The following is a 26,358-nucleotide window of genomic DNA, read 5'->3' as shown; positions in this document are numbered from 1 at the left end:
AACTACTTTAAATAAGTAGCTGATTTCACAAGAGTTGATGAAGTATGAATACAGCAGTTGAGCCGATGGACAAGCTTTTGAACTATCAAATTAGCGAACAACTTTATGCAGGCTCTAGAACCGTAGTTTACCGTGCTATTCGAGAGGCGGATCGACTTCCGGTTGCGATCAAACTGCTCCAGCAAGAGTATCCTAGCTTCAATGAACTGCTGCTGTTCCGTAATCAGTACACTATTGCTAAAAATCTTGACCTACCCGGTATTGTTCGTCCCTACAGTCTGGAACCTTACCGCAACAGCTATGCTTTGGTGATGGAGGATTTTGGTGGTATTTCCCTTAGAGATTGGCTCAATCAAAAAATGGAAAGCAACCAATATACTTTGACAGAGTTTTTGGATATTGCGATCGCTTTGAGTAATACTCTTGACGGACTTTATCGCCATCGAATTATCCACAAAGATATCAAGCCAGCCAACATCCTTATCAACCCAGAAACTAAGCAAGTCAAGTTAATTGACTTTAGTATTGCCTCTCTTTTACCCAGAGAAACCCAAGAAATTTACAGTCCTAATGTCTTAGAAGGTACTCTCGCTTACCTTTCTCCAGAACAAACCGGGCGGATGAATCGCGCAATCGACTATCGCAGTGATTACTATTCCCTCGGCGTTACCTTCTATGAATTACTGGCTGGACATCTACCTTTTAAGTCTAACGATCCGATGGAGTTGGTTCACTGTCATATTGCCAAGCAACCAGAGCAATTAGGAGGTAGGGGGCAGGGGGCAGGGGGCAGGGAGGAAGAAATTCCCGAAGTTCTTTGTGAAATTGTGATGAAATTGATGGCGAAAAATGCTGAAGACCGCTATCAGAGTGCATTAGGGCTAAAATTTGATTTAGAAAAATGTTTGTCTCAATTGCAAGAAATTGGCAGGGTTGAATCCTTTCAATTGGGTGAGCGGGATATTTGCGATCGCTTCATCATCCCAGAAAAACTTTACGGTCGCCAAGCCGAAGTTCAAAATTTACTGGATGCCTTTGAGAGAGTCAGCCAGGGAAGCACTGAAATTATGTTGATAGCGGGCTTCTCTGGCATTGGCAAAACTGCTGTGGTAAACGAAGTCCACAAGCCAATTGTACGACAACGGGGTTACTTCATTAAAGGTAAATTCGATCAGTTCCAGCGCAACATCCCTTTCTCTGCCTTTGTGCAAGCTTTTCGAGACTTAATCAGGCAACTGCTGAGTGAAACTGATGCCCAATTTGAGCGGTGGAAGCGCAAAATTCTTTTTGCTTTGGGTGAGCATGGACAAGTAATGATCGAGGTGATTCCAGAACTGGAAAGTATGATTGGTAAACAGCCACCTGCGCCGGAACTCTCTGGAAGTGCGGCACAAAATCGCTTCAATTCGCTGTTTTTGAAATTCACTCAAGTCTTCACTGCATCAGAACATCCATTAGCGATCTTTATTGACGATCTGCAATGGGCAGATGCTGCTTCTTTAAACTTAATGCACTTGTTAATGAGTGAAGCTGACATCGGCTATTTATTGTTAATTGGTGCTTATCGAGATAACGAAGTCAACCCAGTACATCCCCTGATGCTGACTTTAGAAGAGATTGAGAAATTAGATGCCACAGTCAATACGATTACCTTATTACCCCTCGATCGGGTTTCTATCAATCATTTGGTTGCAGATACATTGAGTTGCTCTTTAGCTTTAGCCACACCTTTAACAGAATTAATATTGAGCAAAACTAAAGGGAATCCTTTCTTCAGCACCCAGTTTCTCAAAGCGCTACATCAAGATCGACTAATTACATTTAATTTTGATGGTGGTTATTGGGAATGTGATATTGCTCAGGTGCGATCGCTCGCTCTTACCGATGATGTAGTAGAGTTCATGGCAATTCAGCTTCAGAAATTGTCAGCAAAAACTCAAGAAGTTTTGAAGTTAGCAGCTTGTGTCGGAAACCAATTTGATTTAAAGACATTAGCGATCGTCTATGAAAAATCTCAGTTGGAAACAGCCACAGATTTTTGGAAGGCTGTACAAGATGGGTTGATTATTCCTACCAGTGAGGTTTATAAGTTCTACCATGATGAGTCTGAATTTAGAATTCATACTTCAGAATTTCAGCAACACAATTCTCCTGACTCTTGCTCTTACAGATTTCTTCATGACCGTGTTCAGCAAGCGGCCTACTCTCTTATCCCTGAATCTCAACGAAAAGCTACTCATTTCAAAATTGGGCAATTACTGTTAAACAATACATCACCTGAAGCGCTTGAAACCAGCATTTTTGACATTGTTAATCAGCTAAATGAAGGAATTGACATAATTGATGGACAATCTCAAAAATATGAACTTGCTCAACTGAATCTAATTGCTGGTAAGAAAGCAAAAGCTTCTACTGCTTATAAAGCAGCCCTGAAATATTTTACATTAGGTAGAAGTTTGCTCATAGCAGAAAGTTGGTTAACTAACTATAAAATTACGTTTGAATTATATCGAGAATCCGCAGAATCTGAATATCTAACTGGCAGTTTTAACCAAGCCGAGAAATTATTTGAGATAGCGTTATCTCAAAGTCAAGATAGGTTTGAACAAGTAGAGATTTATAAGATTCAGATGTATCTGAAAATGACTCAGGGGGAAAATATCGCAGCTAGCATTGAAGCTGGAGTAAAAGGTTTGAGCATTATGGAAATGCATCTGCCAGTCACTCCTGAAGAACAGCAAGCTGCTATCGAAACTGAACTTCAAGAATTAAAAGCTAAACTGCAAACGGTTCGTATATCAGATTTATTCGATCTGCCTGAGATGACAGATCCAGAAAAGAAGGTTTGTATGGGTATTTTAGCTGACCTTTGGGCAGCAGCTTATATGGGAGGAGATGAATATTTCACTTGCTTGGTTCCTCTATTAACGATCAATTTATCATTTAAATATGGCAATGCAGAAAGCTCTGGTTTTGCTTACTGTATATATGGGATGAGTCTAGCAAATCAAGGAAATTATCAAACTGCTTATGAGTTCGGTACATTAGCACTAAAACTCGATCGTTACTTTAATAGTACTCAATTTATTTTTAAGACCAATAATATCTTTGCACACACGATTAATCCCTATAATCAGCATTTGAAAACGAATTTGCCACTTTCTCAGGAATCATTCCAAGTCTGTCAAGAAACTGGAAATTTGGTGTTTGGTGTTTGGGCGGTTTCGTTTTTGATTTGGGCAATGTTAATTAAGGGCGATCGCCTCTCAGATGTTTATGCGGAAACTGAAAAATATTTGAGTTATGTGCAACAGGTTAATGATGTCAATATGCTGTATGCGTTTACTTTACAGCGGCAGTTCTTATTGAATTTGCAAGATATATCTAAAAACACCGATTTATTAGATGATCGCAACGACGAAGATATTCCCTACATAGAAGTATGGAGACAGAAGAACAATTTCGATCATGGAATTAATTGGTACTGCTTTCTCAAAATCCAATTATCGTACCTTTATGGTCGTTACACAGATGCTGTGCAAGCAGCAGAAGAAGCTGAAAAAACTCTTGCTTGTAACTCTGGCTTTTTCCCAATTATTCAGTATCATTTCTATTATCCACTCAGCTTGATAGCTCTCTATCCCAATGTGACATTAGAGAAGAAAAAGCAGTATTGGGAAATTATTCGCGAGCATCAACAAATTCAGAAAAATTGGGCGAATAGTTGTCCAGACAACTTTCTACATCGATATCTCTTATTATCTGCGGAAATAGCAAGAATTTCTGGCAAGTATATGGATGCAATCGAGTCATACGATCGCGCCATTGCCAAAGCTAAAGAAAACGAATATGTCAACGAAGAAGCTCTCGCCAACGAGCTTGCAGCCAAGTTCTATTTAGAATGGGGCAAAGAACGCATTGCTCAAGAATATTTGATTAATGCTTACTATTGCTACACCCGTTGGGATGCTAAAGCCAAAGTCGACGATCTAGAACAGCGTTATCCACAACTGCTAGCTCCAATTTTACAACAGAAGCGTTCACTACTCACACCCAATGAGACGTTCGCAAATATTGACAGCATTAGTACCTTCCACCCAAGCATTCATAAATCAGTAACCTCTAGCAGCAATACATCAGTAATGCTAGATTTGGCAACAGTTTTAAAAGCCTCTCAAACTCTCTCCAGTGAAATTGAACTGGATAAATTACTTACGAAGCTGCTACAAGTGGTGATTGAAAATGCTGGAGCAGATAAGTGTGCGTTACTACTCCTTAAAGAAGATAGATTGCTAGTTGAGGCGATGGCTCAAGTTGGGCAGCAATCAACGGTGTTACAGTCCATTTGTGTGGAAGATAGTGCAGATGTTCCTCATAGCCTAATTTACGCCGTCAAACGCAGCCTGGAACCTACCGTTATCCTTGATACAACATTGCATCCGGCGTTGATAGCCGATCCCTATATTATTCGTCAGCAACCTAAAAGCTTGCTGTGTACGCCGATTCTCTATCAAGGGAAACTGTTAGGGATTTTATATTTAGAAAACAATTTAATGACTGGAGCGTTTACTAGCGATCGCGTCGAAATTCTCAATTTATTATGTACTCAAGCTGCAATTTCCCTAGAAAACGCTAGGCTTTATCAGCAAGCACAAAATACTCTAGAAAACCTGGGACAGACTGAACAATTTTTACGATTAATTATTGACAATATCCCCCAGTCTGTTTTCTGGAAAGACTGCAATAGTGTTTATTTAGGCTGTAATCATAAGTTTACGCAAACTTGGGGTCTAGGAGTGCCAGAAAATGTTATTGGTAAAACAGATTATGACCTTGGCTGGACTAGCGAGCAATCAGATTTTTTTGTAGCGCGCGATCGCCGCATCATTGAGTCTGGGGAAGCGGAACTCAACATTATCGAAACCGTGCAACAAGTAGATGAAAAACATAAGTGGTCTAATACAAATAAAATTCCTCTAAAAGATAGAGAAGGAAACGTTTTTGGCATTCTCAGCACATCTGAAGACATTACTGAACGCCAACAAGCACAACAATTGTTACAGCAGCAAAAACAACAGTTGGAACAAGCGTTGCAAGAACTCAAAACGATGCAATTGCAAGTGGTGCAAAATGAAAAAATGTCTGCCCTTGGCAATCTGGTAGCAGGTGTTGCTCATGAAATCAACAATCCTGTGGGCTTTATTGCTGGTAATATTGAACCTGCCAAAGATTATGTTAAAGATTTGTTTGGATTAATTAATCTTTATCAGCAAAATTTTCCCAATCCCGGTTTAGATATTCAAGATGAAATTGATGCCATCGATCTGAATTATTTACGCGAAGATTTGCCTAAATTACTAGACTCGATGAAATTGGGTGTTAACCGGATTCGTAGTATCAGTACCAGTTTGCGAACCTTTTCCAGAGCAGATAAGGACTATAAAGTTCCTTTTGATATTCACGAAGGCATAGACAGTACTATTCTGATTCTCAGACACCGTTTAAAAGCTAATGAAAACCGTCCAGCAATTGAAGTGGTGAAGAATTATGGCAAACTACCCCTAGTGGAATGCTTTGCAGGACAACTTAATCAGGTGTTTATGAACTTGTTAGCAAATGCCATTGATGCGCTTGAACAATACAATACAGAACGCAGTTTGGAAGCGATTCTTGCCAACCCTAATTGCATCACTATTCAAACTCGTGTAGTAGATTCAGGTCAAAATGTTTTGATTAAGATTGCTGATAATGGCGTGGGGATGTCACCAGAGGTTAAACAAAAAGTATTTGACCATTTATTTACTACTAAGCCTGTCGGAAAAGGCACTGGATTAGGATTAGCGATCGCTCATCAAATTGTGGTAGAAGCACATGGCGGTTCGCTCTCTTGTACTTCCGAACTTGGAAAAGGTACAGAGTTTGTCATTCAAATCTCTGCTCAACAACAATAATGAGTGCTGTTAGCGGTAGCGGGGCGTTTAGCCCGTGCTGAGTGTTGAGTGCTGAGTAAACTAGAAATTACTCAGCACTTTTTATTTTTAGTTTTTCAAATGTAACTGGTAGGAAAGCTATAATCATGCTGAAATTGCAGAAAATCTGGTCAAAAATTCATCTCCGATGGAATGCCCAAAGCAACAAAAAATACTACTCATTTCAATGGCGATCGCGGAAGTTTATATTATTATCAATAGTGATAATTCTGTCTATTAGCATTAGTGCCACAGCTATCACTAGTTACAAGATTGTTAAGGGATTGCTACTCACTAGTCTCAAAGAACAAGTACTGTTAAAAACACGGCGAGGTCAGGATGATATCGATAACTGGTTAGCCATTCGGAAGACAGAAATTAAGACTTTGGCAAATACTACTGTAGTGCGATCGCTCGATTGGTCTATAATGGAATCTTACTTACAATCTGAGTTGAAGCGGCTGCAAACGTTTTTGCTCATGGGGTTGGTCACACCGGATGCTGCATTAATTAATACTCATCACGATCGTCTCAATGTTAAAGACCGAGAATTTTTTCAGCGGAGTATAGCGGGTGAAACAGTAGCAACCGATCCAATTATTGGACGCACAACTAAACAGTTACAGATTCAGATTAGTTCGCCGATTCCTGCCAAAACAGGCATAAAGCCAGCAGGTGTTTTAATGGGAGGAATTCCAATTAACCGAGTCGTTGAGGCGATCGGCAATTTACATCAAGGTAAAGTCAGCTATGCCTTTGCGCTGAATTCTCAAGGAGTTCCCATCGCCCATCCCAACAAAGAACTAATTGGTACACCCGAAAAAGCTGCCAAAAGTTTTCTGAACTCGCGCAATCCCAGATTAGTTGAAATTAGCCAGAAAATGTTAGCTAAACGCACAAATATTGAATTGCTTCAACTTGATGGTAAATGGAGTTATGTTGCTTACACTCCCCTCAGAGAAGCAAATTGGTCAGTAGCGTTAATTGTGCCAAAAGAAAATATTGAATCGCCATTACAGGCGTTGAACCTGTTGGCTACAGTTTTGGGAGGATTGCTATTGATTGGGTTGATTAGTGCGTGGCGACAGGTGCAGCTATATGAACAGATTCGCGATCGCGCCTTGATTTCTAGCCAGCAGGCGCAGCAACTCAGCAAAACCCTGAAAGAATTGCAAAATACTCAAGCTCAACTCATCCACACCGAAAAAATGTCTAGTCTGGGACAATTAGTGGCTGGAGTGGCACATGAAATCAATAATCCCGCCAATTTTATCCATGCCAATCTCAACCATGCCAGCGTTTACTGTCAAGATATCCTCGATTTGCTCAAGCTTTATCAACAAACATACCCAAATCCTACCCCTGAAATTAGCGATCGCGTTCAAGACCTTGATATTGAGTTTCTGGCAGAAGATTTACCCAAATTAATGGCATCAATGCAAGTGGGAACCAAACGCATTCGTGAAATTGTACTGTCGCTACGTAATTTCTCGCGCCTCGATGAAGCAGATATGAAATTTGTAGATATTCATGAAGGATTAGATAACACTCTGATGATTTTGAACCGTCGCCTTACAGCCACGCCCAATTTACCAGAAATTCAGATCGTTAAGCAATATAGCGATCTACCGCTAGTAGAATGCTACGCAGGGCAACTCAATCAAGTGTTTATGAATGTTCTCGTGAATGCGATTGATGCACTAGAAGAAGCCAGCCAAAAACGAAGTTTTGAGGAGCTTAAAACTAACCCAAATCAAATTAAGCTCCAAACCCAAATTGACAAATCAAATCATTGCGCGATCGTTCAGATTTCCGATAATGGTATTGGGATGTCAGAGAATGTCAGGCAACGGGTATTTGACCACATGTTTACTACTAAACCTGTGGGTAAAGGAATCGGATTAGGAATGGCGATCGCTTATCAAATTATTGTAGATAAACATCGAGGGACTATTGAAGTTGATTCAACCCCAGGATATGGAACAGAGCTTACCATCCGTATTCCTTTAACAAGTAAAAATTAAAAATTGCTGACAAAATTGAAACAGTCAAAGATTATATCAATGAATTATTTTGGTTAATTTGTACACTAATGGTCATAAGCGATATACTTTAAGAAAGTTGATTTGTAAATTCCATCTAATACATACAATTATTACTATATCAACTCTCTGAGGTAATATGCTTTTAAAACTGCAACAAATTATTGTTAACCCTGGTCAACAAATGTTACTTAAAGATATTAGTTGGCAGCAGTTAGAAGATATTTTAGCAGAAATGGGAGAAAGACGTGCAGCACGTATTTCTTATAGTCATGGTTGGTTAGAAATTATGGTTCCTCTACCAGAACACGAAAAAGATAAAGAATATATTGGTGAATTAGTAAGAGTTTTATTAGACAAACTCCAAATTGATTTTGAGCCTTTTGGTTCCACAACACTAAAAAATGAGCGAATGCGGCAAGCAGTAGAACCAGATACCAGTTTTTATATTCAAAATCAAGCTGCTATAATTGGAAAAAATCGCATAGATTTAAATATAGACCCACCACCAGATTTAGCAATCGAAATAGATATTACCTCTCGCACTCGATTTGAGAATTATGAAATTTTGGGAGTTCCTGAACTTTGGCGACATACACAAAAAGGTTTAGAAATTTGCTTGCTAAAAGAAGGTAAATATATAAAATCTGAATCTAGTCCTAATTTTCCTGACATTCCAATTGTTGAATTAGTTAATAAATATGTGCAGCAGTGTTTAACAATTGGGAGAAGTCAAGCTATGCGTAACTTTCGAGATTGGGTAAAGAATAATTTATGATAAAAATCTAAAGCTTTCTGAGAAAGGCGATCGCTCATGACTACCGAAAACAACCCAAGAGCCATTCTAGATTGGGAACACCCCACACCGCCCACAGATTTAATTTTTGATGGCGGAGAACCCTTGGAATCAAATCGCCACCGTATTGCCATGAATGTGTTGATTCGGTCATTGCAGCAAGCTTGGGCTGACCGGAATGATTTTTTTACTGGTGGCAATATGTTTATTTATTACAGCAGCGCCCAAGTACGTAACCAGGATTTCCGTGGCCCCGATTTCTTTGCTGTCCTGAATGTGGACGGGACTAATTCTCGTCAAGGTTGGGTAGTGTGGGAAGAAAACGGTCGTTATCCTGATGTGATTGTAGAATTAATGTCACCATCCACAGCCAAAATAGATAAGACTGTTAAGAAAGACCTTTACGAACAAACTTTTCATACTTCAGATTATTTTGTCTATGATCCCTTTGACCCGACTTCTTTGCAAGGGTGGCATTTAGATCGTAATCAGCAATATCAATCTTTGACACCAAATGAGCGTAGTTGGTTGTGGTGTCAAAAGTTAGGTTTATGGTTGGGAACCTATGAAGGAACAATAGACAGAGAAACGGCGGTATGGTTGCGGTTTTATGATGTCGCTGGCAATTTAGTTTTATTACCAGACGAAGCTGCTGTCGCACAGGCACAAGCCGCAGTTGCACAAGCCGAAGCCGCAGCTGCAAAAGCGGCTCGTTTAGCAGCTAGATTGAGAGAGTTGGGTGAAAATCCAGATATTTTGTGAGGGATTTTAGCAAAGAAGCTATTTCGCAATACCCAGATCCCCTACTTCTTTGAGAAGTTGGGGATCTAAATTTTCACAAATAATTTAGGAATAGTGTATTTTTTTGAAGTATAAATTAAAAACTAGATGCGATCGCTATTTCCAAATCTCACAACAAATAAGTGCGTAGTTTACCGCCGTAGGCATCGCTATTTTCAAATATATAAATGAGTAAGTGCGATCGCTATTAACTAAAGCTGGAAAACTAAGGTTGAATCGGCACAAATTCATATTGATCAGTGCCAGCTTTTCGTTGAACTTGGACTAAGAATATGGGATTGTCTTTGCGATCGCCTGACTGTGTAAAAAATTGAATCTTTCCTGTTGCACCATTGACTGAAAACCCTGGACTGTGTAGCGCTTTTTGTAGGTCTTCACGGGTCTTGCTTTGCTGCAAACCTTTAACTATTGCTAGAGTTGCATCATAAGATGTCGCTGTTCGCCAAGTTACAGGCGCTTTCCAAAGTTGCATAGCATTTGATGCAAAAGGATTATTAGGAAATGCTGTGGGATGCCAAGGTACGGACGTGGTAATGTCGTTGATATTTTGCCCTTCTTCTAAGGTTTCTTTCGTATACAGTGATGGAGTACCAAATAAAGCTAACTGACCTTGATTAGCTCTTATTAACGCATCACCTCGCCCAGTTTTGTCCCTTGATTTGTCAATGTATAAAGCTAATACTAAGGCATTAGCACCTTTCTTTATAGCTTGAGAAATGACTACTTGTGGGTTAAATTTAGAGTCATCAAGATTACAATCTATAGGATTCATAGTGCCGCCAGCCCTTTTGATCGCTTCTATAAAACTATCCTTAACCGACCCATTATCCGGATTTTTATCGACACAGATGAGAAAGTTAGTCTTTCTCTTCTCAGTGATGGCATAACGAGAAATACTATCTACTATGGAACTAACACTGGGAGCAGTAAGGAAAATATAGTTACCAATATTAGCAATGGAGGTAATGTTCCGGGCATAACTAGTAGGCGATATCATCACTAGCCCAGCGTTTTGATATACTGAAGCTGCGGGGATTGTAGCACGACTAGCATTATGTCCTACTACGGCTAAAATGCTCATATCTTTGACAAACTCAGTGGCAATATTTGAGGCAGTGTTTGGATCATTATCATCGTTTGCGATCGCCACCTCCAAAGCTTTACCATTAATACCGCCACTGTTATTTACTTCATTTTGAACTTGAGCCACACCTTGTAACATCTCTTTTGCTATATTTGGACTTTCGCCAATGGGTACGCTCACGGCAATTTTGATCCAATTTCCTTGTTGACGAGCCTTAGCATTATTCAAATAAATCAATGCTTCTGGATCGCTAAAATTTGCTGCTCGATATGCCTGGAATTTCCTAATAGCACTCAGACAATCACCTTCAGTAAATGCTTTAACTCCAGCTTCTTTATCTGGGTTTGTATCTTGTTTTAATAAAATTTCTTCACCTAAGCTGATTCTGTAATTCAAAATATACTGCTCTTTATTAACACAGGTTTGAGGTGAAGGACGAAAGAAATATACAACACCACCACCAATAACTATTCCAATTATTCCGATAATGCAGACTTCTATATAGTATTTAAAACTGCTATTTTGGGGGCGTGGAGGAGGTAAGCTAGGTGAGTTTTCGGCAATTATTGGAGCTTCGATTAGCGCTATATCTTCATCTCTAAGTCCTAACGCTTGTTGAAGACGTTTCAAATCAGCACGAGTATTTTCACTAACAGTTAATTTATTTTTAGTTGCTTCGATGAAAGCCTTTTGATATTCCTGTAAATTTTCTTTGTAGTCTTGATAAGGTTTTAAAACCTCAGCCTCAATAGTAGAAGCTTCATCAAGTTTAAGTCCTAACTCTTTTTGTCGCTTAGTTAAAGGAATACGACCCATATTAATAATCTCACCGTCTCTTACCCAATAATCAACTTCTCGACGATATATAAGCTTGGGATCATCAATAGGTGCTTTAGCAAGGTTTATTTTATAGCCTTCTTTGATAGCATATATCTCCGGTTTCATTGCAGGAGTAGCTTCTTGTACTGCTTTGGTGGCATATTCATGCAATTCATCAACAGAGATCCAACCATCTTCATCCCGATCTGCTGCACCAGTCTGCAACCCCTCAACTATATAGCGAGTGTAAGTTGAGGTATCTGCCCCTTGCTGTTCAAAAGAATATTGGGTTGAAGTCGAAGATGTGAGAACAGCCCGTCCTTCTCCACCTAATTGGTTCTTGATATCCACAAAACCATTATCTTTAGCTGCCATGCCCTCGGCAAAGGCCCCACTAAAGCAACAATCAAGAATCACTACTTGGTGTTTAGAGCGGCTATTGGTCATGAACTTATGCACAGAACTAGCTGCTACTGCCGTTGTCTCAATAAGTTTCCCCTGTAAATTTTTACGGGTGTTGCGAGTAGCAAAGTAAAGCTTACCGCTCTCATCTTTAATTCCATGACCAGAGAAAAATAACAGCAAGAGGTCATCTTTTTGACGACCATCAAACAAAGTTTCAATAGCTTCGTCCATTGCTTGTCGTTGAGGATTTATCAGTGGTGTTACACGATCAAAACCGCCAATCTCTGGGTTCTGCAAAACTTGCTGCATTGCGTCAACATCTTTTATTGTCGCTGGCAATGAAGTAAGACCAGGCTCATACTCACTAACTCCTATCAGTAGTGCTACTTTCGCCATCTCTTTATTCTTCCTTACTGCTGGGATTTTTTAGTTACCTGCGATGAACTTTTGCGCTTGTTCAATGGCGGCGTTTAACTCTTCCTGACTGCTAGCTTTCACCTTGAGTTTCTTACCGTTAGCCTCAACTTCCAGTTCAATGGTTTTGTTACCCAAGCGATCGCCCAAAAATCCCAGCAATTTCTTAAAATTGGCAAGGCTCACCTCTGCTTGCAACACCCCCACCAGAAAACCACCAACAGATTTGGCTCCTTGAGGTATTTCTGTAGCTGCTACTAGTTCAGCACTTTCAACATCTAAGTCTTTGATCTCTCGCAGCAGATTTCGTGTTTCCCGTTCTTGCTCCTCTGCATCTAAATCTGGATTAGAAACAGCGATCGTCAGTTTGACGTTAGATTCAGAACTCATTTTGTGCCCTTTTAGGTTTTTCAGCAGTTGATGGTCAATAGTATTTCTGTAGTATATCGATTGACATCACTTCTTCTATGTAAATTTCCTGAAACTTTTTCAATATTTTTCCAAAAACTCACGAAAATAAGGTAAAAATCTGGTATAAATACAGAACGTCCCTCTTCAATAGCTTCAAAACTTAGAGGCGATCAATAGTATTTCATCTGACAAATTGTTTCGATACAGCAGTTTGTTTTACCACGCTTGCGATCGCAAAGTAAGTTACTGAGTTTGTCCTTGCAAATTCTTTAGAAGCGATCGCTAGATCAAACGATTACATAACAGCGTAAATCCAGCGATCGTCTCAAATAACTAGACAAGGGGCTTCAGCCCCTTGTTAAAGGTAGGCAAAGCGCCACAGTTGTCAGGTTAACTAAAACAAGTCCAAATCTGTTACAGCACCAATACTGCTAGAAGATACCAATTTGGCATATTTCGCCAACACGCCTTTAGTATAACGCGGAGCCGGAGGTTGCCAGTTGGCACGACGACGAGCCAATTCTTCTTCGGATACGTTCAACTGCAATAAACGAGCGGGTGCATCAATCGTAATACTATCGCCTTCTTCTACAAGCGCGATCGCCCCACCAACTGCTGCTTCTGGTGCAACATGACCAACCACCATACCGTAAGTACCGCCAGAAAAGCGTCCGTCGGTAATTAATCCGACAGCATCACCCAAACCAGCCCCGATAATTGCCGAAGTGGGAGCCAACATTTCGCGCATTCCAGGGCCGCCTTTAGGCCCTTCGTAGCGGATGACGAGAATATCACCAGCTTGAATCTTACCCGCCAAAATTGCATCTAAAGAGGCTTCTTCTGATTCAAATACTCGTGCAGGACCGGTAATTACTGGTTTTTTCACGCCGGTAATTTTGGCGACAGCCCCTTCCGTTGCCAAATTACCTCTGAGGATGGCTAAATGTCCTTGAGGATACATCGGGTTATTCCAAGGGCGAATCACATCTTGATTGGCAGATGGTTCTTCTGGGATGTCTGCTAATATCTCTGCAATGGTTTGACCGCTGATGGTGAGGCAATCACCGTGTAATAAATCATGCACAAGTAACATCTTCATTACTTGCGGAATGCCGCCAGCTTTGTGCAAATCTGTAGCCACATATTTACCACTTGGTTTTAGATCGCACAAAACGGGAACGCGAGCGCGGATAGTTTCAAAGTCGTCTATAGTTAACTCTACATTAGCGGCGCGAGCGATCGCTAAAAAGTGCAGTACTGCATTGGTCGAACCACCCACCGCCATAATTACAGAGATAGCATTCTCTATAGATTTGCGGGTGATAATTTGCCGGGGTAAGATTTGTTTGCGAATCGCTTCGACTAAGACAAATGCTGATTTTTCGGTGCTGTCGGCTTTTTCGGCATCTTCTGCCGCCATTGTCGAAGAATATGGTAAACTCATCCCCAGCGCTTCAAATGCTGAAGACATGGTGTTAGCTGTGAACATTCCCCCACAGGAACCAGCACCCGGACAAGCGCGACTTTCGACTTCTAATAATTCCTTGTCGTCAATTTTTCCCGCACTGTATTGACCAACAGCTTCAAAAGAACTGACAACAGTTAAATCGCGTCCGTTGTAGTGACCGGGTTTTATTGTGCCACCGTAAACGAATATTGCCGGGATATTCATCCGGGCGATCGCTAGCATTGCCCCTGGCATATTTTTATCACAACCGCCAATGGCTAGGACACCATCCATACTTTGTCCAGTACAAGCGGTTTCAATGGAATCGGCAATCACTTCCCGCGACACCAAGGAATATTTCATCCCTTCAGTTCCCATCGAAATCCCATCGCTAATGGTAATCGTACCGAACACTTGCGGCATTGCTCCGGCAGTTTTAATCCCCACTTCTGCCCTTTGTGCCAGTTGATTTATTCCCATATTACAGGGAGTGATCGTACTGTAGCCGTTGGCAATGCCCACAATAGCTTTATTGAAATCTTCATCTTTAAAACCAACTGCACGCAGCATAGCTCGATTAGGCGATCGCTGCACTCCTTGCGTTACAACTTGGCTTCTCAAATTCTCCGACATCTTTTTTCCTTCCGTGCCATCATCGCAACTGTTGCGATTGTATTACCTGATGATTTTCTCATGCCTGGGCAGTGCGATCGAATATGAGTAATTCTCTATGTTTCACTGTGTCTTTTAGTCAGCCCTAATTAGAATAAATCTTCATCTAAGCGTTTGTGTTAAATAGGGATGATTCTTGTGTATGACATTTAGAGTGCCGGAAATACTATGGATAGCAATACGAATTTAAATATGAAAAAAAGTCATTGCCCCAAGGTGAGGCTCTGACTTTCCACATTTATAAGCTTAGTATATTGATATTGATTCCGGTGCACAGATGGAGACACTCTAACTTTGCACTAGAGTTCTTCTTCAAAATTATATCTGCCTTGAAAATAGTGACTAGGGATTGAAGACTGGGAAAGAGATATTTTCATTCTCTAAGGGACTTCCAATTAAAAAAATATTCCGTCGCTTAGAAGGCAGGGGGCAGGGAGCAGGGAGCAGGGGGAGAGAAAGTCGTATTGATAGGGGTGAAATGGGATAATTTATTTTCTGTAAGTCCCTAATGCCTTCTACCTTCTGCCTCCTGCCTTATTTTCAAGGCAGGAATATTAAATTAAAGAATGAGGTCACTTGACACTACTTGTGGTGCTCCTATAAGCCGAATTTGAAAATTAGCCGACAGATTCCCATCGGTGTTACCTTCGAGAACACCTCCTGAATAACGGATTTGGCCGGGTGCGGAGAATTGGGCACTTCCAATGAAAGTGAAAGCTTGATTACCCCCAATAGTGGAGTTGGCATCAATATTAAATAGATCGATGCGATCGCCTGGCAAGCTGCCATTTCCACGAAAGTCAGTGATGATGTCGCGTCCCGAAAGTGGAGTATCAGAAATTGAGTTGTACTTGAAAACATCATTACCCGATCCTCCAGTGAGAATATCCTTTCCACTACCGCCAGTCAGGACATCATCCCCAGTACCACCATTGAGCGTATCGTTACCAGCACCACCGTTAAGAATATCGTTACCAGCGTTACCAAAGAGGTTATCATTGCCACCACCAGCGTTAAGGATACTCTTGCCACTACCACCTATAAGGGTACTGTTGCCACCACTAGTGTTAATGACATCGCTCTGACCATTATTGCTACTACTGCTACTACTACTGCCACTGCCACTACTACTGCTATAACTACTAGAGCTGGCACTAACACTGCCGCTACCAGAGGAGATTGATATTGAACTTGCCATTGATGAGTTTCTCCTAAACTTAGAGGAAAAAAAAATTACCTCTTTACTTCTCCATTATAAAACGGCATTGCTGATTAAGAGTATGAATTTGATTTCCTTCAAATGCATAAAGCAAGCAATTTAAAACATGGAATTTGGGAATTCCATACTTTCATTCAGCAATGCCGACAAAACCAAGTCAAAATATCAATAATTGAAGTATATTGTTGAGCAAACCTGATTAGAACAGTCCTTGACTATTAAGTTTGAATATTTGAGAGTATTTGAGAATATTTAAGAAGTGCTAGATGTATTTGATGATATTTATTTCAAATTTGTACCAAAAATCATCTGATGCCCTTGTACCTTATCTTTTCAGTTGTTTCAGTTGGAAAGTACTCAATAACAAGAGATTTTTCTACGTGATTATATATATTTAAGGACATTAATAATGTATTTATAATAACAGTACTATAGTATTACCCTCCAGCAAACTTTTTTTTAGAAAAAATAATAATTAGCTTTTTTATTCTCTGGTCAGAATAAAATGGAAAACCTTTGTCCAGGTAGAGCTGGTGAGAGCATATTGATATTTGTTTAGTGTTTTCTGTAGTTATATATAACAAATAATTGCCAATAAGTTAAAAGCTTTGTTAGACAGATGACACGAAGAAAAACCTAAAGATTTGTGTAACTTGATAACAAATAATTACCAATAAGTTAAAAGCTTTGTTAGACAGATGACACGAAGAAAAGCCTAAAGGTTTGTGTAACTTGAATTCGTTACCAGTCTTAAGACTTGAAATGTGTTTCGAGAGGGATGCTGCCTCCCACACCTGATTGGAACAAGTCTTTGGTGTTAAGTTTGAGAGCTAATTTGTAAACTCAAGTAAAGTACTTGTCTTGCAAGGATTTCAGGAATTTGAGTCAAAAAAATACTTATTCGCTGAAACTCAGACCTAGTAACGAGTTGAGTATCCTTCAGATTTTCTTTACGAATCAGCTCTGAAGATTTGACAAGCACTAGATGTATTGATGCTCTTGGCATCAAAATTATGCCAAGAGTAATGTCATGTCTTTATATCTTTACTGTTTGCAGTAGTAGGATGGTATGAAACAAGTTGATTTACTCCTACAGAAGCGCATAACTTTTAGAACGTTTTGATGTTATCCACAATCACAACACTATACTATTACTTTCAAGCCTAGTTTTTTCTATCTATAAGAAAGAGTAATTATCCCTTTTTTATTCCTCTCGCGAAAACAAAATCTGAAACCTTTGTTCAGATAGGGTTGGTTTTGCTTTTTGAGATTTATTCGATGATTTATCTAGTTATATATAAGGAAATAATTGCAATAACTTAAAAGCCTTGTTAACCAGCGCAATCGCTACGTCCCTTGTGTCACAACTTGCCTTCTCAAATTATCTGACATTTTTTCATTAAGTGGCATCATTACAACAGTTGCGATTGTATTACCTAATTTTCTGATATATATGCGGCGCAATTTAATAACTATAAACTATAACAGAGGCAAGCTAAACTTATCTCTCTTTGCGACTATTCAATTATCAAAATTCTGCATTCTGCCTTATTTTTAAGGCAGATAATATTAAATTAAAGGATAATGTCGCTTTCTACTAATTGTGGCGCTCTTGTAAGCCGAATTTCAAACTCAGCCGACAGCTCGCCATCAGTACTACCTTGGAGAATACCTCCTGAATAACGGATTTGACCGATTGCAGAGAATGCACGACTCCCGATAAAAGTGAAAGCTTGATTGCCTTCTTTAGTGGAGTTGGCGTCAATAGTAGATAGATCGATTTGATCTCCTGCAAGGATGCCGTTTCCTACAAAATCAGCGATCGCATCCTGTAACAAACCAGGTTGGCTCTCTGAAACGAAGTTGAAATCGAAAACATCGTTACCCAATCCTCCAGTGAGGATATCAGTCCCACCAACACCAATGAGGATACCACCGTTACCAAAATCACCGCTAATCGTATCGTTACCAGATCCGCCAACTAGGCTATCGTTGCCTAATCCACCGATAAGACTATCGTCGCCAGAACTGCCGTCAATCTTATCGTTGCCCGCTCCGCCGTTAATTGTATCGTTGCCCACCCAACCGTTAATTGTATCGTTGCCAGATCCGGCGTTAATCCTATCGTTGTCATATCCACCGTCAATCGTATTATTGCCATCACCAGCGTTAATCGTATCGCTGCCTGTTCCGCCGATTATTGTATCGTTACCAGATCCGGTGTTAATGATATCGTTGCCAGAATCGCCGTCAATCCGATTGTTCCCGGCTCCAGCGTTAATCGTATCGTTGCCAGAACCGCCATTAATCGTATCGTTCCCAGATCCAGCGTCAATCTTATCATCGCCAGATTGGCCGTCAATTCGATTGTTGCCAGAACCGCCGTTAATCGTGTCGTTGCCAGATCCGCTTTGAATTTTATCATTGCCAGATCCGGTGTTAATCGTATCGTTGTCAGATTTGCCGTAAATTGTATTGTTGCCATCACCGGCATTAATCGTATTGTTGCCATTTTTATTACTCTTGCGATAACGAAATATGAAATATTTTTTCAGATAGAGTTTTTTGATATATCATTTAGAGCGAACAAGGCTTTTCCGATTTTTGCACAGATGCGGTAATCATAAGTAATTAACGGGATTTAATCTCACGGTAATTTTTTGATAAATAAAAAAGTGGCATTCATTTGTAAAGACTGAATGCCACTTTGTATTTCTCATAATTCTTGATGACGGAGATATTTTACCCAGGTAGAGTTATCCCAGTCACAGCGATCGCACCTGCGATCGCACTGGCACAAAGAGAAGTAATTGCTGTCCCAAATATCCACCATGCAGCATTTGCAACGGTTTTCTTAGTTTCTTCGGCTTGCTTTTTAGCTTGCTCTTGAATCGCTTTCAGGCGTTTTTGAGTTTCTTTCTGAATGCGTTCGGCTCGATGCAATACGCTATCTCGCGCCGCTTCTATTTGGTTAATAATGCGGTTAGCATCCGCCTCGGAAATATCTTCACGAGAACTCAATACAGCAACTAAGGTATCACGATCGAATTCACTGAGGCGATCGCGCAATGCTTCAAATCCGGCTTGGGGATCGTCGAAGACTTTCGCAAAGTCTTGCTTAATGCCTTCATAGTTGAGTTCAGAACGATTCAGGGAGTTGAGATAGTTGCGAACTTTGGCAAAAACTCCATCTAGCACTGATTGCACTTTCTGCTGTATCTGCTGGAATTGTTCGACAATCGAACTGCGAACAGAATCAATTTGATCGACAATTCGGTTAGCTTCTTCTTCTGAGATATCCTCACGTTGGGATAATAGCGCCACAATTGTCGAACGGTCAAATTTTGCGGCGCGATCGCTTAAACTCTCAATTCCAGCGCGGGGAGAAGACAATAGCAATTGTAAATCGCGTTTGATTCCTTCGGGATTGAGTTCTTCTTTGTTGGTATTACGCAGATATTCTTCGAGATTGGCTTCAAAATCTAAAGCTTGTTGAGTGGTGCGCTTGGCTAAACGTCGTGGCGCTCTCAGGATATCACCAATGGCATCTTGAGCGCGATCGATGATCTGATTAACCTGCTCTTGGCTCAAGTCGCCGCGTTGACTCACGAGTTTTACTAAGGTTTCTCGATCGACATGAGACAAGCGATCGCGCAGTGCTAAGGCTCCAGCTTGAGGATCGTCGAGTAATTTTTCCAAATCGGCTCTGATACCTTCTGGATTAAGTTCTTCCAAGTTGGTATTGCGGAGATATTCAGCGATCGCTTTTGTAGTTTTTTCGTACTGTTCTTTCGCTTGTTGCGGTACTTGTAAAATACTATCTCGGACTGCTTCAAGCTGATCGAGAGTTTCGTTTATCTGTTCTTCGCTCAAATCTTGACGCTGACTGAGCAATTGTACCAAGGTATCGCGGTCAAATTGGGATAGGCGCGATCGTAAAAGGCTAATTCCGGCTTGGGGATCGTCTAGCAAAATTCTAAACTCGCGTTTGATCGCTTCGGGATTGAGTTCGTCTTTGTTAGTATTTCGCAGATATTCTTCAACTCTTTGGCGCAGTTCATCGGCTTTCGCTTTTGCTTGCTCTTGCAATTCCCTAGCACGATTCAAAAGATTATCGCGGTTGCGTTCGAGTTGACTAACAATATTATTAGCTTCCTCTTCGCTGATATCTTGACGCTGACTGAGTAATTGTACAAAAGTATCGCGGTCAAATTGCCCGAAGCGGCTACTTAAATCTTCAAAGCCAGCTTGGGGATCGTCCAGCAACTTGCCAAAGTCCCGTTCAATACCTTCGGGATTAAGTTCGTCTTTACCCGTCGAACGCAGATAATCTTCGATGCGGCTGCGGAAATCTTGCCCTTTTTCTCTTGCTTGAGCCTGTTTGACAGTTTCTAAAACTTCCAGGCGATCGCTTTCCATTTGCTCAGAAATTTCTTTCACCCTAGCTTCGCTAAGATCGCCACGTTGCTTTAGTAAGTTGGTGAAATATTCTTGATTGATTTCTTCCAACTCCCGTCTCACAGTTGTTGAATCTGCATTTACGTCATAGATGACTTCTTTAAATTCATCTATTAGAGTAATTCGGTTAAAGTGCCAAGGGAACGAATGCAATATGTAGTCTTCTACATCTGCCTTAATCGCGTTTTCTAATGATATGGGTAATTTTGTAGATACTTGCTCAGTTGCTTCCTCTCTAAACTTTTGAAATTGTTCTGTGACTTGCTCGACATCGACATCTTGAACTTTTTCTTTCAGTTTTTGCAACTGAGTTGTAATTTTGTTCACATCAATATTAGAAAGGTTTACCCGTTCCAGAACTGCTGGCGCAGCTGCACTTAAACCATACGTAATAGCTTGCTTGATTATACCATTGCCATTACCGCCTCCGATTGTAACCAATTCTTGCAGCCGTTCACCTAATTGCTCAGAATTAAGTTCTTCTGGTGTAGCGGACTTGAGTAAATTAATTACTTGTTCGGTGGGATTTTTGCGATTTAAAGCTTGTTGCCATGCACCTTCAAATTGGTCGGCAATGTTATTGATATCTTCTTGAGATAAATCGCTACGGCTACTGATTAAATCAACGACTTGTTGGCGATCGATATTTTGTAAAAGTTCGCTGTTTTCAACAGATTGCAAATCTGTATCTTTAAGAAGTTGGTCAAATTGACTGCGAATTTGTTTGATATCCAGCTTTGGCAATTGCAGAGAACCTAAAGTACTTTGGAGAGTATTTTTAATACTTTCAGAATCAAAACCTGAAGTTAATTCCCGCCGGACTGCGGCTGTAATATCTTCAGCAGTAGAAACTAACTGTTTTTTTGCAGTATTAGCACTGATGCCAGCAGTTGCCGTACCCATCAGAGTTTGAAAACCAGAAGTAACAGTATTCGATATAGAACCAATTAAAGAACCTACTGCTGATGAACCCAACCAAATTACTAGTGAAAAATAGGTAGACCAAATGACTACACCAATAATTGCTCCTAAAAATGCGCTTTCGATTAGGCTAAGTTTTACTGCTAAAAAACAAGCAATAAATAATGCGATACTAACGGTTATTAACGCCCAAGCACCAATTTTAGCTTGACCTTTACGAATTGTCTTACCCAAACTTTCAGACTGATCGTCAGAATCTGAGCCAATTTCCCAAGATGAAATTCCGACTGCAACTGAAAAGTTTGTTAATAATAATTGAAAGGCAAATGCCATCAAAACCCCAGCTAGCAGTGCTACCAACAATTTAGGTCCAGAAAAAACAACTGATGTTTCTTCTGGAGTTAGTACTTCCTGAGCTAAAGTTATCGGCGCTAATCCCAAAGGTAGCTGATTCCATTCCAAAATACTTAAAACAGCTTGAAACATAGAAATTTCTCACTTTTACTCAATTAAATACCCATTTATAAAATGGCTTATTTATCAGCTTAATTATCATTTATGTAAACTGACACTTTCTTAAGTAATAAGTTGGTTGTCCAAAAGTCGTATAAAAAAATAAATATTTATTTTGTATAAGTTAACTACAATTTATGATTTGATTAATATTTTCTTGAAAAAAATATTGGGCAAAAATGAATTTTGTAAAACTGTATCTACCGATATAGCAAGTTTGGAGTGGGTGAGTTACACTAGCAAACCCTAGAAAAGAATATTTTGTTATCAATTGTATTAAAGAGATTGAAAACAGAGAATAATTGTTATAAAAACTTTAGAAAATAAAACATATTTTCTGATAGAGATTTAATTACTAACTTTAGATAAAACCACCTATATCTAATGATAGAGAGAAAAGTTCTCCCAAGCGATTGATGAAAACTAAATAGAAACATGTATTAATAAGGGTTACTACGAGCTATGAATTAGTAAATAATTGATTTGTTGCTGAGGAGAAAGAATAATGGTAGTCGGTCTACATAAACGTGCTGTAGGTGTATTTTCTCATCGTCGAGATGTTGAACATGCCCTACATGAATTAAAAAAAGTTGGCTTTGACATGAACAGAGTTTCTGTCATTACTCAAGATGGTGACAGAGACGATATTGCTGGTGCGGATGTGAGCGATCGCGTTGGCGATCAATCTGACGAAGGTGCTAAAGTCGGAGCAGCTACAGGCGGTGCTTTGGGCGGATTGACTGGCTTATTAGTTGGTCTTGGCACTTTAGCAATTCCTGGAATTGGGCCAATCATGTTGGCTGGAGCCGCAGCAACTACCCTAGCTACAACTCTCGCTGGCGCTGGTATTGGTGCAGTAGCTGGTAGTTTACTTGGTGCATTAATTGGTTTAGGAATTCCTGAAGAACGAGCTAAAGTTTACGACGAACGTGTTAGACGAGGACACTATTTAGTCATTATTGATGGTACAGATTCAGAAATACTTAGAGCAGAATCAATTTTAAATCATCAGGGTGTAGAAGAGTTTGGCATTTACGACCACCCAGATGCGACAAATCCAGCCACTGGTTATGTGACTCCAGCTGCAACTGCGGGTTATAGTGGTGTTTCCAAACGTGCGATCGGGGTATTTTCTCATCGTCGAGATGCAGAAGCAGCAATTACAGAATTACGAGATGCAGGTTTTTCCTTGAATCAAGTCTCCATCATTGCCAAAGATACAAACGGTCATGGGATCGGTGGTGTAGATGTAGATAGAAACGTTGATACAGGTAATAAAGCAGACGATGGTGCAAAAGCTGGAGCTGCTACAGGCGGTGTTCTAGGCGGCTTGACCGGTTTATTAGTTGGACTTGGAACTCTAGCAATTCCTGGAATCGGGCCTGTAATTGCTGGTGGCGCAGTTGCAACAGCTTTAGCGACAACATTAGCTGGTGGCGCGATCGGTGCAGCAGCCGGTAGTATTGTCGGCGCACTTGTTGGCTTGGGAATTCCTGAAGACAGAGCGCGAGTCTATAGCGATCGCTTTCAAAGAGGCGACTATTTAGTAATTCTCGATGGTACAGAAGCTGAAATTCACCAAGCTGAAGCAATTCTTAAGCGTCGAGGTATTGAAGAATTTGCAATCTATGATGCCACTGAGATTAGTGACTATCGCCCAGGTTCCGACCGAGTAACGCATAGTGACGCCGCAGTAGTCGATCCGATTCGCCCCAATTACTCAACAGAATCTCATAGAAACGATCCTGCTGTAGTTATTGTCGATCGTCGTGATGAAGTACTTTAACCTAAAGTAGTTTTCACTCACACTAATTAGACAAAATTGCAGGAGCAATAATTTGAAAACTTTGCTCCTGACTACCAAAACTTGCTCCTCACTTTTGCCGTAAATATCAATAGATTTCACTTTCTGATTCAGAATTAAACCAATGAAAAAGCTAACCCCCTTCGTAATTAGTTGCCTTTTAGTTTTTGGCGTTGCTGCTTGTGATAACGCTTCTAAAACAAGTGAATCTGCACCCAACAATCCTAATGAGGCTCCCCAAACACCAACTGCAAAAACAACAGAAGCTTCTCAAAAAGATGCACAAAGTGAAGTTCGCAGAAGACAACTCAATGAAGATATTCGTGCCCGCGAACAGCGCAACAATACCACTGGTGGCGATACAAAAAGAGCTAAAGCTGACTTAGAAAGTGAAGTTCGCTCCAAATTAGAGGCTAATATCCCCAAGAGTCAACTAACAGTTAATGCCGCAGATGGTGGTGTTGTGACTGTGGCTGGAACTGTCACCAATCAGCAGGAATTGGCTAAAATTGAAAAATTAGCTAAGGAAATTAAAGGTGTTAATAGTGTAGTTGTGAAAGCAACTGTTGCCAAAGTAACTAACTAAGGCAAATAACAAATCCAAAGGAGCAGTTAGCCGTAAACAAATTTAACTGCTCTTGTTAAACCTGAGTGGTCAGTAAGAAGTTTAACTGACCACTAATAATCGATCGCTGACAACCTTAATAACTATATTTCATTGATGCTCACAGTTATACAAAGTCTTGTAGTTACCAAACAATAAAAACTATGGAAACCGAACAACAGCAACGTGAATCGATCAATGCTTCCTTATCACAAGGTACGCTAGCACTTGAAGGTACTGATACTGCAAACTTGCCAAAGTTACCCCCAGCATCTGAACCTGAATCTCAATTGCAGCAAATTAGCAGACAAGTTTCTCAATTTTTAGAGCAACTGCCCCAATATTTAAGTGACTTTTTTCGGGACTACAAGCAGCCTCTAATAAGCGTTGCTTTAATTTTGGCAGCGATTATTACAGCTAGAGTAGTACTGACAGTGCTAGCGGCAATCAATGATATTCCTCTACTATCACCACTTTTTGAGTTAGTTGGAATTAGTTACACCAGTTGGTTTGTTTTCCGTTATCTACTGAAGGCTTTAACTCGCCAAGAATTAGCCGATGAAATTCAATCACTGAAAAACCAATTCCTGGGCGAGTAAATTTTCTATCCATTAAACAAGAATTTACACGGGCAAATAGAATTTGCAGCTAGACAAACTCTCGTCCGCCTTTGCAGAATTGGATAGGGTCTCTTATAGTTGCAGTTCTAATTGCCCTTTTTATATTTAAGTTGACTTCAACCAAAACCCTTGTTCTACCAATAAATGTCAATTCACAGTATTTAACCGGACTCAATCTTAATCTTTTAGATACATCAAAAGATAGAGAATATAACATTATTTTTAAATTTAAGTCACTTCTCAAGATAGTAGCTTGGAGATCGGAAACAGCCTAATCTAGTTTCTGAAGTTATTTAATAGATTCTTTAACGAGGACATAAATTATGGCTAATGAAGCAGTTAAGAGAGATACAGATTCATCCGATAGAGCGGAAGTCAATAATTACGATCGCGGCATTATCCCTGCTGAAACCGCCGCTAGAATGGAAAGAGAAGGAGATAAATTCAAAACACGTCCCACGGAAGAAAAAGAAGCAGACGCACCTACTGACGATCAAACCGATTCCGAAAGTATACGTACCACTGACGGCTATACCGTAGATAATGAAGGTTTGTCTAATAACTATGCAATTGAACCGGAAATGTATTACGAAGAACCAGGTGATGCACGCCAGCAAGCCGCAGAAGATAAGCAAGAACGTATCGAAGAACTTGGAGAAGTTAATCAGGATGAGGAAGGCAAGTTGACAGATAAGGGCGACAGTCGCGGTAGAGGCCCAGGAATAATTTAATTAACAACTCTTTTGCTGGGTGCAATTACACGTAAGAAGGCTAAATAAGTGGTTTCTAGAGACGCAATAATTGCGTCTCTAATTTTATGGCCGAATAGCAGTGCCATTAAACGGACTTCTTCGCGAATGCTGGATACGGTGCTAGTGGCAATATCTGGTAGTCAACGTAATCAACCTCGATCGGTGTAGCGATCGCCACGTCACTGTAATAATTGGAAGCACCCTTTCTACCTGTCTTCTGTTGGTTACGCCACTGCTCTATGATCTGTTCATTCACCCAGAAAGTTATACTGCCTCGTTGCTTTAGTGCTGGATCATAAGCGTTCCAATTTTTCACTTTGTACTGGGCTTTCGTCTTCATCTTTGAGCTAGGCTGCGAGCGAACATAGGCGATAGGTAAAATTTACCATCTTGTCTATTCACGCAACAACGCCGAGTGGAAATATAGTAAACGTCTTGTCTCAATGGTCACTGGCTCCAGTTCCAATTAACGCACTTTATCCTAGCCGAAAATATATTCCGATGAAAGTCAAGGTCTTTGTAGGTTCCTTGAGCAAAAGATGCGATCGCATGACTTCCAGAAAATAAACTGATACTGTTGGTGAACTTAATAATTCACCCAAAAGTC

General features: G+C 40.3%; 16 protein-coding genes. 9 read left to right on the top strand and 7 right to left on the bottom strand.

The genetic code is table 11. The features are described 5' to 3' along the window. The first annotated feature begins 44 nt into the window (after window positions 1-44). From NSTCB13_RS18070 to NSTCB13_RS18055, 4 genes are all read left to right on the top strand, one after another. Window positions 45-5,951 (top strand): trifunctional serine/threonine-protein kinase/ATP-binding protein/sensor histidine kinase, encoded by a 5,907-nt coding sequence (locus tag NSTCB13_RS18070; RefSeq protein ID WP_448273360.1) that lies wholly within the window; start codon window positions 45-47, stop codon window positions 5,949-5,951. Window positions 5,952-6,076: 125 nt separating this feature from the next. After that, entirely contained in the window at window positions 6,077-7,993 is a 1,917-nt protein-coding gene (locus NSTCB13_RS18065; RefSeq protein WP_448273359.1) for a sensor histidine kinase, read from the top strand. Between the two features lie 157 nt (window positions 7,994-8,150). Next, complete coding sequence (locus tag NSTCB13_RS18060) at window positions 8,151-8,789, top strand: Uma2 family endonuclease (RefSeq protein WP_445631405.1); 639 nt, start codon at window positions 8,151-8,153, stop codon at window positions 8,787-8,789. Between the two features lie 36 nt (window positions 8,790-8,825). After that, complete coding sequence (locus NSTCB13_RS18055; RefSeq protein ID WP_448273357.1) at window positions 8,826-9,569, top strand: Uma2 family endonuclease; 744 nt, start codon at window positions 8,826-8,828, stop codon at window positions 9,567-9,569. A gap of 244 nt (window positions 9,570-9,813) precedes the next feature. Here NSTCB13_RS18055 and NSTCB13_RS18050 read toward each other — a convergent pair whose 3' ends face one another. The 6 genes from NSTCB13_RS18050 to NSTCB13_RS18025 form a co-directional block, all read right to left on the bottom strand. Then, entirely contained in the window at window positions 9,814-12,312 is a 2,499-nt protein-coding gene (locus NSTCB13_RS18050; RefSeq protein WP_448273356.1) for a caspase, EACC1-associated type, read from the bottom strand. Window positions 12,313-12,342: 30 nt separating this feature from the next. Beyond that, window positions 12,343-12,720: a hypothetical protein gene (locus NSTCB13_RS18045; protein ID WP_448273354.1), complete on the bottom strand. Its 378-nt coding sequence runs from the start codon at window positions 12,718-12,720 to the stop codon at window positions 12,343-12,345. 415 nt (window positions 12,721-13,135) lie between these two features. Then, window positions 13,136-14,821 carry a dihydroxy-acid dehydratase gene (gene ilvD, locus NSTCB13_RS18040; RefSeq protein WP_448273353.1) on the bottom strand — a complete coding sequence of 562 codons (1,686 nt, stop codon included), beginning with the start codon at window positions 14,819-14,821 and terminating at the stop codon, window positions 13,136-13,138. 598 nt (window positions 14,822-15,419) lie between these two features. Beyond that, window positions 15,420-16,058 carry a M10 family metallopeptidase C-terminal domain-containing protein gene (locus tag NSTCB13_RS18035; RefSeq protein WP_445631410.1) on the bottom strand — a complete coding sequence of 213 codons (639 nt, stop codon included), beginning with the start codon at window positions 16,056-16,058 and terminating at the stop codon, window positions 15,420-15,422. A 1,595-nt stretch (window positions 16,059-17,653) separates the two neighbouring features. Further along, complete coding sequence (locus tag NSTCB13_RS18030; RefSeq protein ID WP_448270227.1) at window positions 17,654-18,550, bottom strand: calcium-binding protein; 897 nt, start codon at window positions 18,548-18,550, stop codon at window positions 17,654-17,656. A gap of 271 nt (window positions 18,551-18,821) precedes the next feature. Then, window positions 18,822-21,944 (bottom strand): MFS transporter, encoded by a 3,123-nt coding sequence (locus NSTCB13_RS18025; RefSeq protein WP_448273351.1) that lies wholly within the window; start codon window positions 21,942-21,944, stop codon window positions 18,822-18,824. 532 nt (window positions 21,945-22,476) lie between these two features. Here NSTCB13_RS18025 and NSTCB13_RS18020 point away from each other — a divergent pair. The 4 genes from NSTCB13_RS18020 to NSTCB13_RS18005 all read left to right on the top strand — a co-directional run bounded on the left by NSTCB13_RS18020 (window position 22,477) and on the right by NSTCB13_RS18005 (window position 25,730). Further along, on the top strand, window positions 22,477-23,757 hold the full coding sequence (locus tag NSTCB13_RS18020; protein WP_448267232.1) for a general stress protein: 1,281 nt from the start codon (window positions 22,477-22,479) through the stop codon (window positions 23,755-23,757). 142 nt (window positions 23,758-23,899) lie between these two features. Continuing rightward, window positions 23,900-24,361 carry a BON domain-containing protein gene (locus NSTCB13_RS18015; protein ID WP_292741746.1) on the top strand — a complete coding sequence of 154 codons (462 nt, stop codon included), beginning with the start codon at window positions 23,900-23,902 and terminating at the stop codon, window positions 24,359-24,361. A 182-nt stretch (window positions 24,362-24,543) separates the two neighbouring features. Further along, window positions 24,544-24,978: a CAAD domain-containing protein gene (locus tag NSTCB13_RS18010; RefSeq protein WP_448273349.1), complete on the top strand. Its 435-nt coding sequence runs from the start codon at window positions 24,544-24,546 to the stop codon at window positions 24,976-24,978. Window positions 24,979-25,322: 344 nt separating this feature from the next. After that, window positions 25,323-25,730: a hypothetical protein gene (locus NSTCB13_RS18005; protein ID WP_445631415.1), complete on the top strand. Its 408-nt coding sequence runs from the start codon at window positions 25,323-25,325 to the stop codon at window positions 25,728-25,730. A gap of 106 nt (window positions 25,731-25,836) precedes the next feature. Here NSTCB13_RS18005 and NSTCB13_RS18000 read toward each other — a convergent pair whose 3' ends face one another. Continuing rightward, window positions 25,837-26,067: a transposase gene (locus NSTCB13_RS18000; RefSeq protein WP_448273347.1), complete on the bottom strand. Its 231-nt coding sequence runs from the start codon at window positions 26,065-26,067 to the stop codon at window positions 25,837-25,839. A 74-nt stretch (window positions 26,068-26,141) separates the two neighbouring features. Between NSTCB13_RS18000 and NSTCB13_RS17995 the strand changes: the two genes are divergently transcribed. Then, complete coding sequence (locus NSTCB13_RS17995; RefSeq protein ID WP_448273345.1) at window positions 26,142-26,318, top strand: hypothetical protein; 177 nt, start codon at window positions 26,142-26,144, stop codon at window positions 26,316-26,318. The last annotated feature ends 40 nt before the right edge of the window (window positions 26,319-26,358 follow it).

The sequence above is a fragment of the Nostoc sp. DSM 114160 genome (assembly GCF_053470305.1).
The sequence above is the reverse complement of the archived record's forward strand: the minus strand, read 5'-3'. Positions and strand labels throughout refer to the sequence as shown.

Bases quoted from the DNA above. Each gene is read 5' to 3' on its own strand.
- NSTCB13_RS18070 (WP_448273360.1), top strand. From the start codon at position 45: ATGAATACAGCAGTTGAGCCGATGGACAAGCTTTTGAACTATCAAATT.
- NSTCB13_RS18065 (WP_448273359.1), top strand. From the start codon at position 6,077: ATGCTGAAATTGCAGAAAATCTGGTCAAAAATTCATCTCCGATGGAAT.
- NSTCB13_RS18060 (WP_445631405.1), top strand. From the start codon at position 8,151: ATGCTTTTAAAACTGCAACAAATTATTGTTAACCCTGGTCAACAAATG.
- NSTCB13_RS18055 (WP_448273357.1), top strand. From the start codon at position 8,826: ATGACTACCGAAAACAACCCAAGAGCCATTCTAGATTGGGAACACCCC.
- NSTCB13_RS18050 (WP_448273356.1), bottom strand. From the start codon at position 12,312: ATGGCGAAAGTAGCACTACTGATAGGAGTTAGTGAGTATGAGCCTGGT.
- NSTCB13_RS18045 (WP_448273354.1), bottom strand. From the start codon at position 12,720: ATGAGTTCTGAATCTAACGTCAAACTGACGATCGCTGTTTCTAATCCA.
- ilvD (WP_448273353.1), bottom strand. From the start codon at position 14,821: ATGTCGGAGAATTTGAGAAGCCAAGTTGTAACGCAAGGAGTGCAGCGA.
- NSTCB13_RS18035 (WP_445631410.1), bottom strand. From the start codon at position 16,058: ATGGCAAGTTCAATATCAATCTCCTCTGGTAGCGGCAGTGTTAGTGCC.
- NSTCB13_RS18025 (WP_448273351.1), bottom strand. From the start codon at position 21,944: ATGTTTCAAGCTGTTTTAAGTATTTTGGAATGGAATCAGCTACCTTTG.
- NSTCB13_RS18020 (WP_448267232.1), top strand. From the start codon at position 22,477: ATGGTAGTCGGTCTACATAAACGTGCTGTAGGTGTATTTTCTCATCGT.
- NSTCB13_RS18015 (WP_292741746.1), top strand. From the start codon at position 23,900: ATGAAAAAGCTAACCCCCTTCGTAATTAGTTGCCTTTTAGTTTTTGGC.
- NSTCB13_RS18010 (WP_448273349.1), top strand. From the start codon at position 24,544: ATGGAAACCGAACAACAGCAACGTGAATCGATCAATGCTTCCTTATCA.
- NSTCB13_RS18005 (WP_445631415.1), top strand. From the start codon at position 25,323: ATGGCTAATGAAGCAGTTAAGAGAGATACAGATTCATCCGATAGAGCG.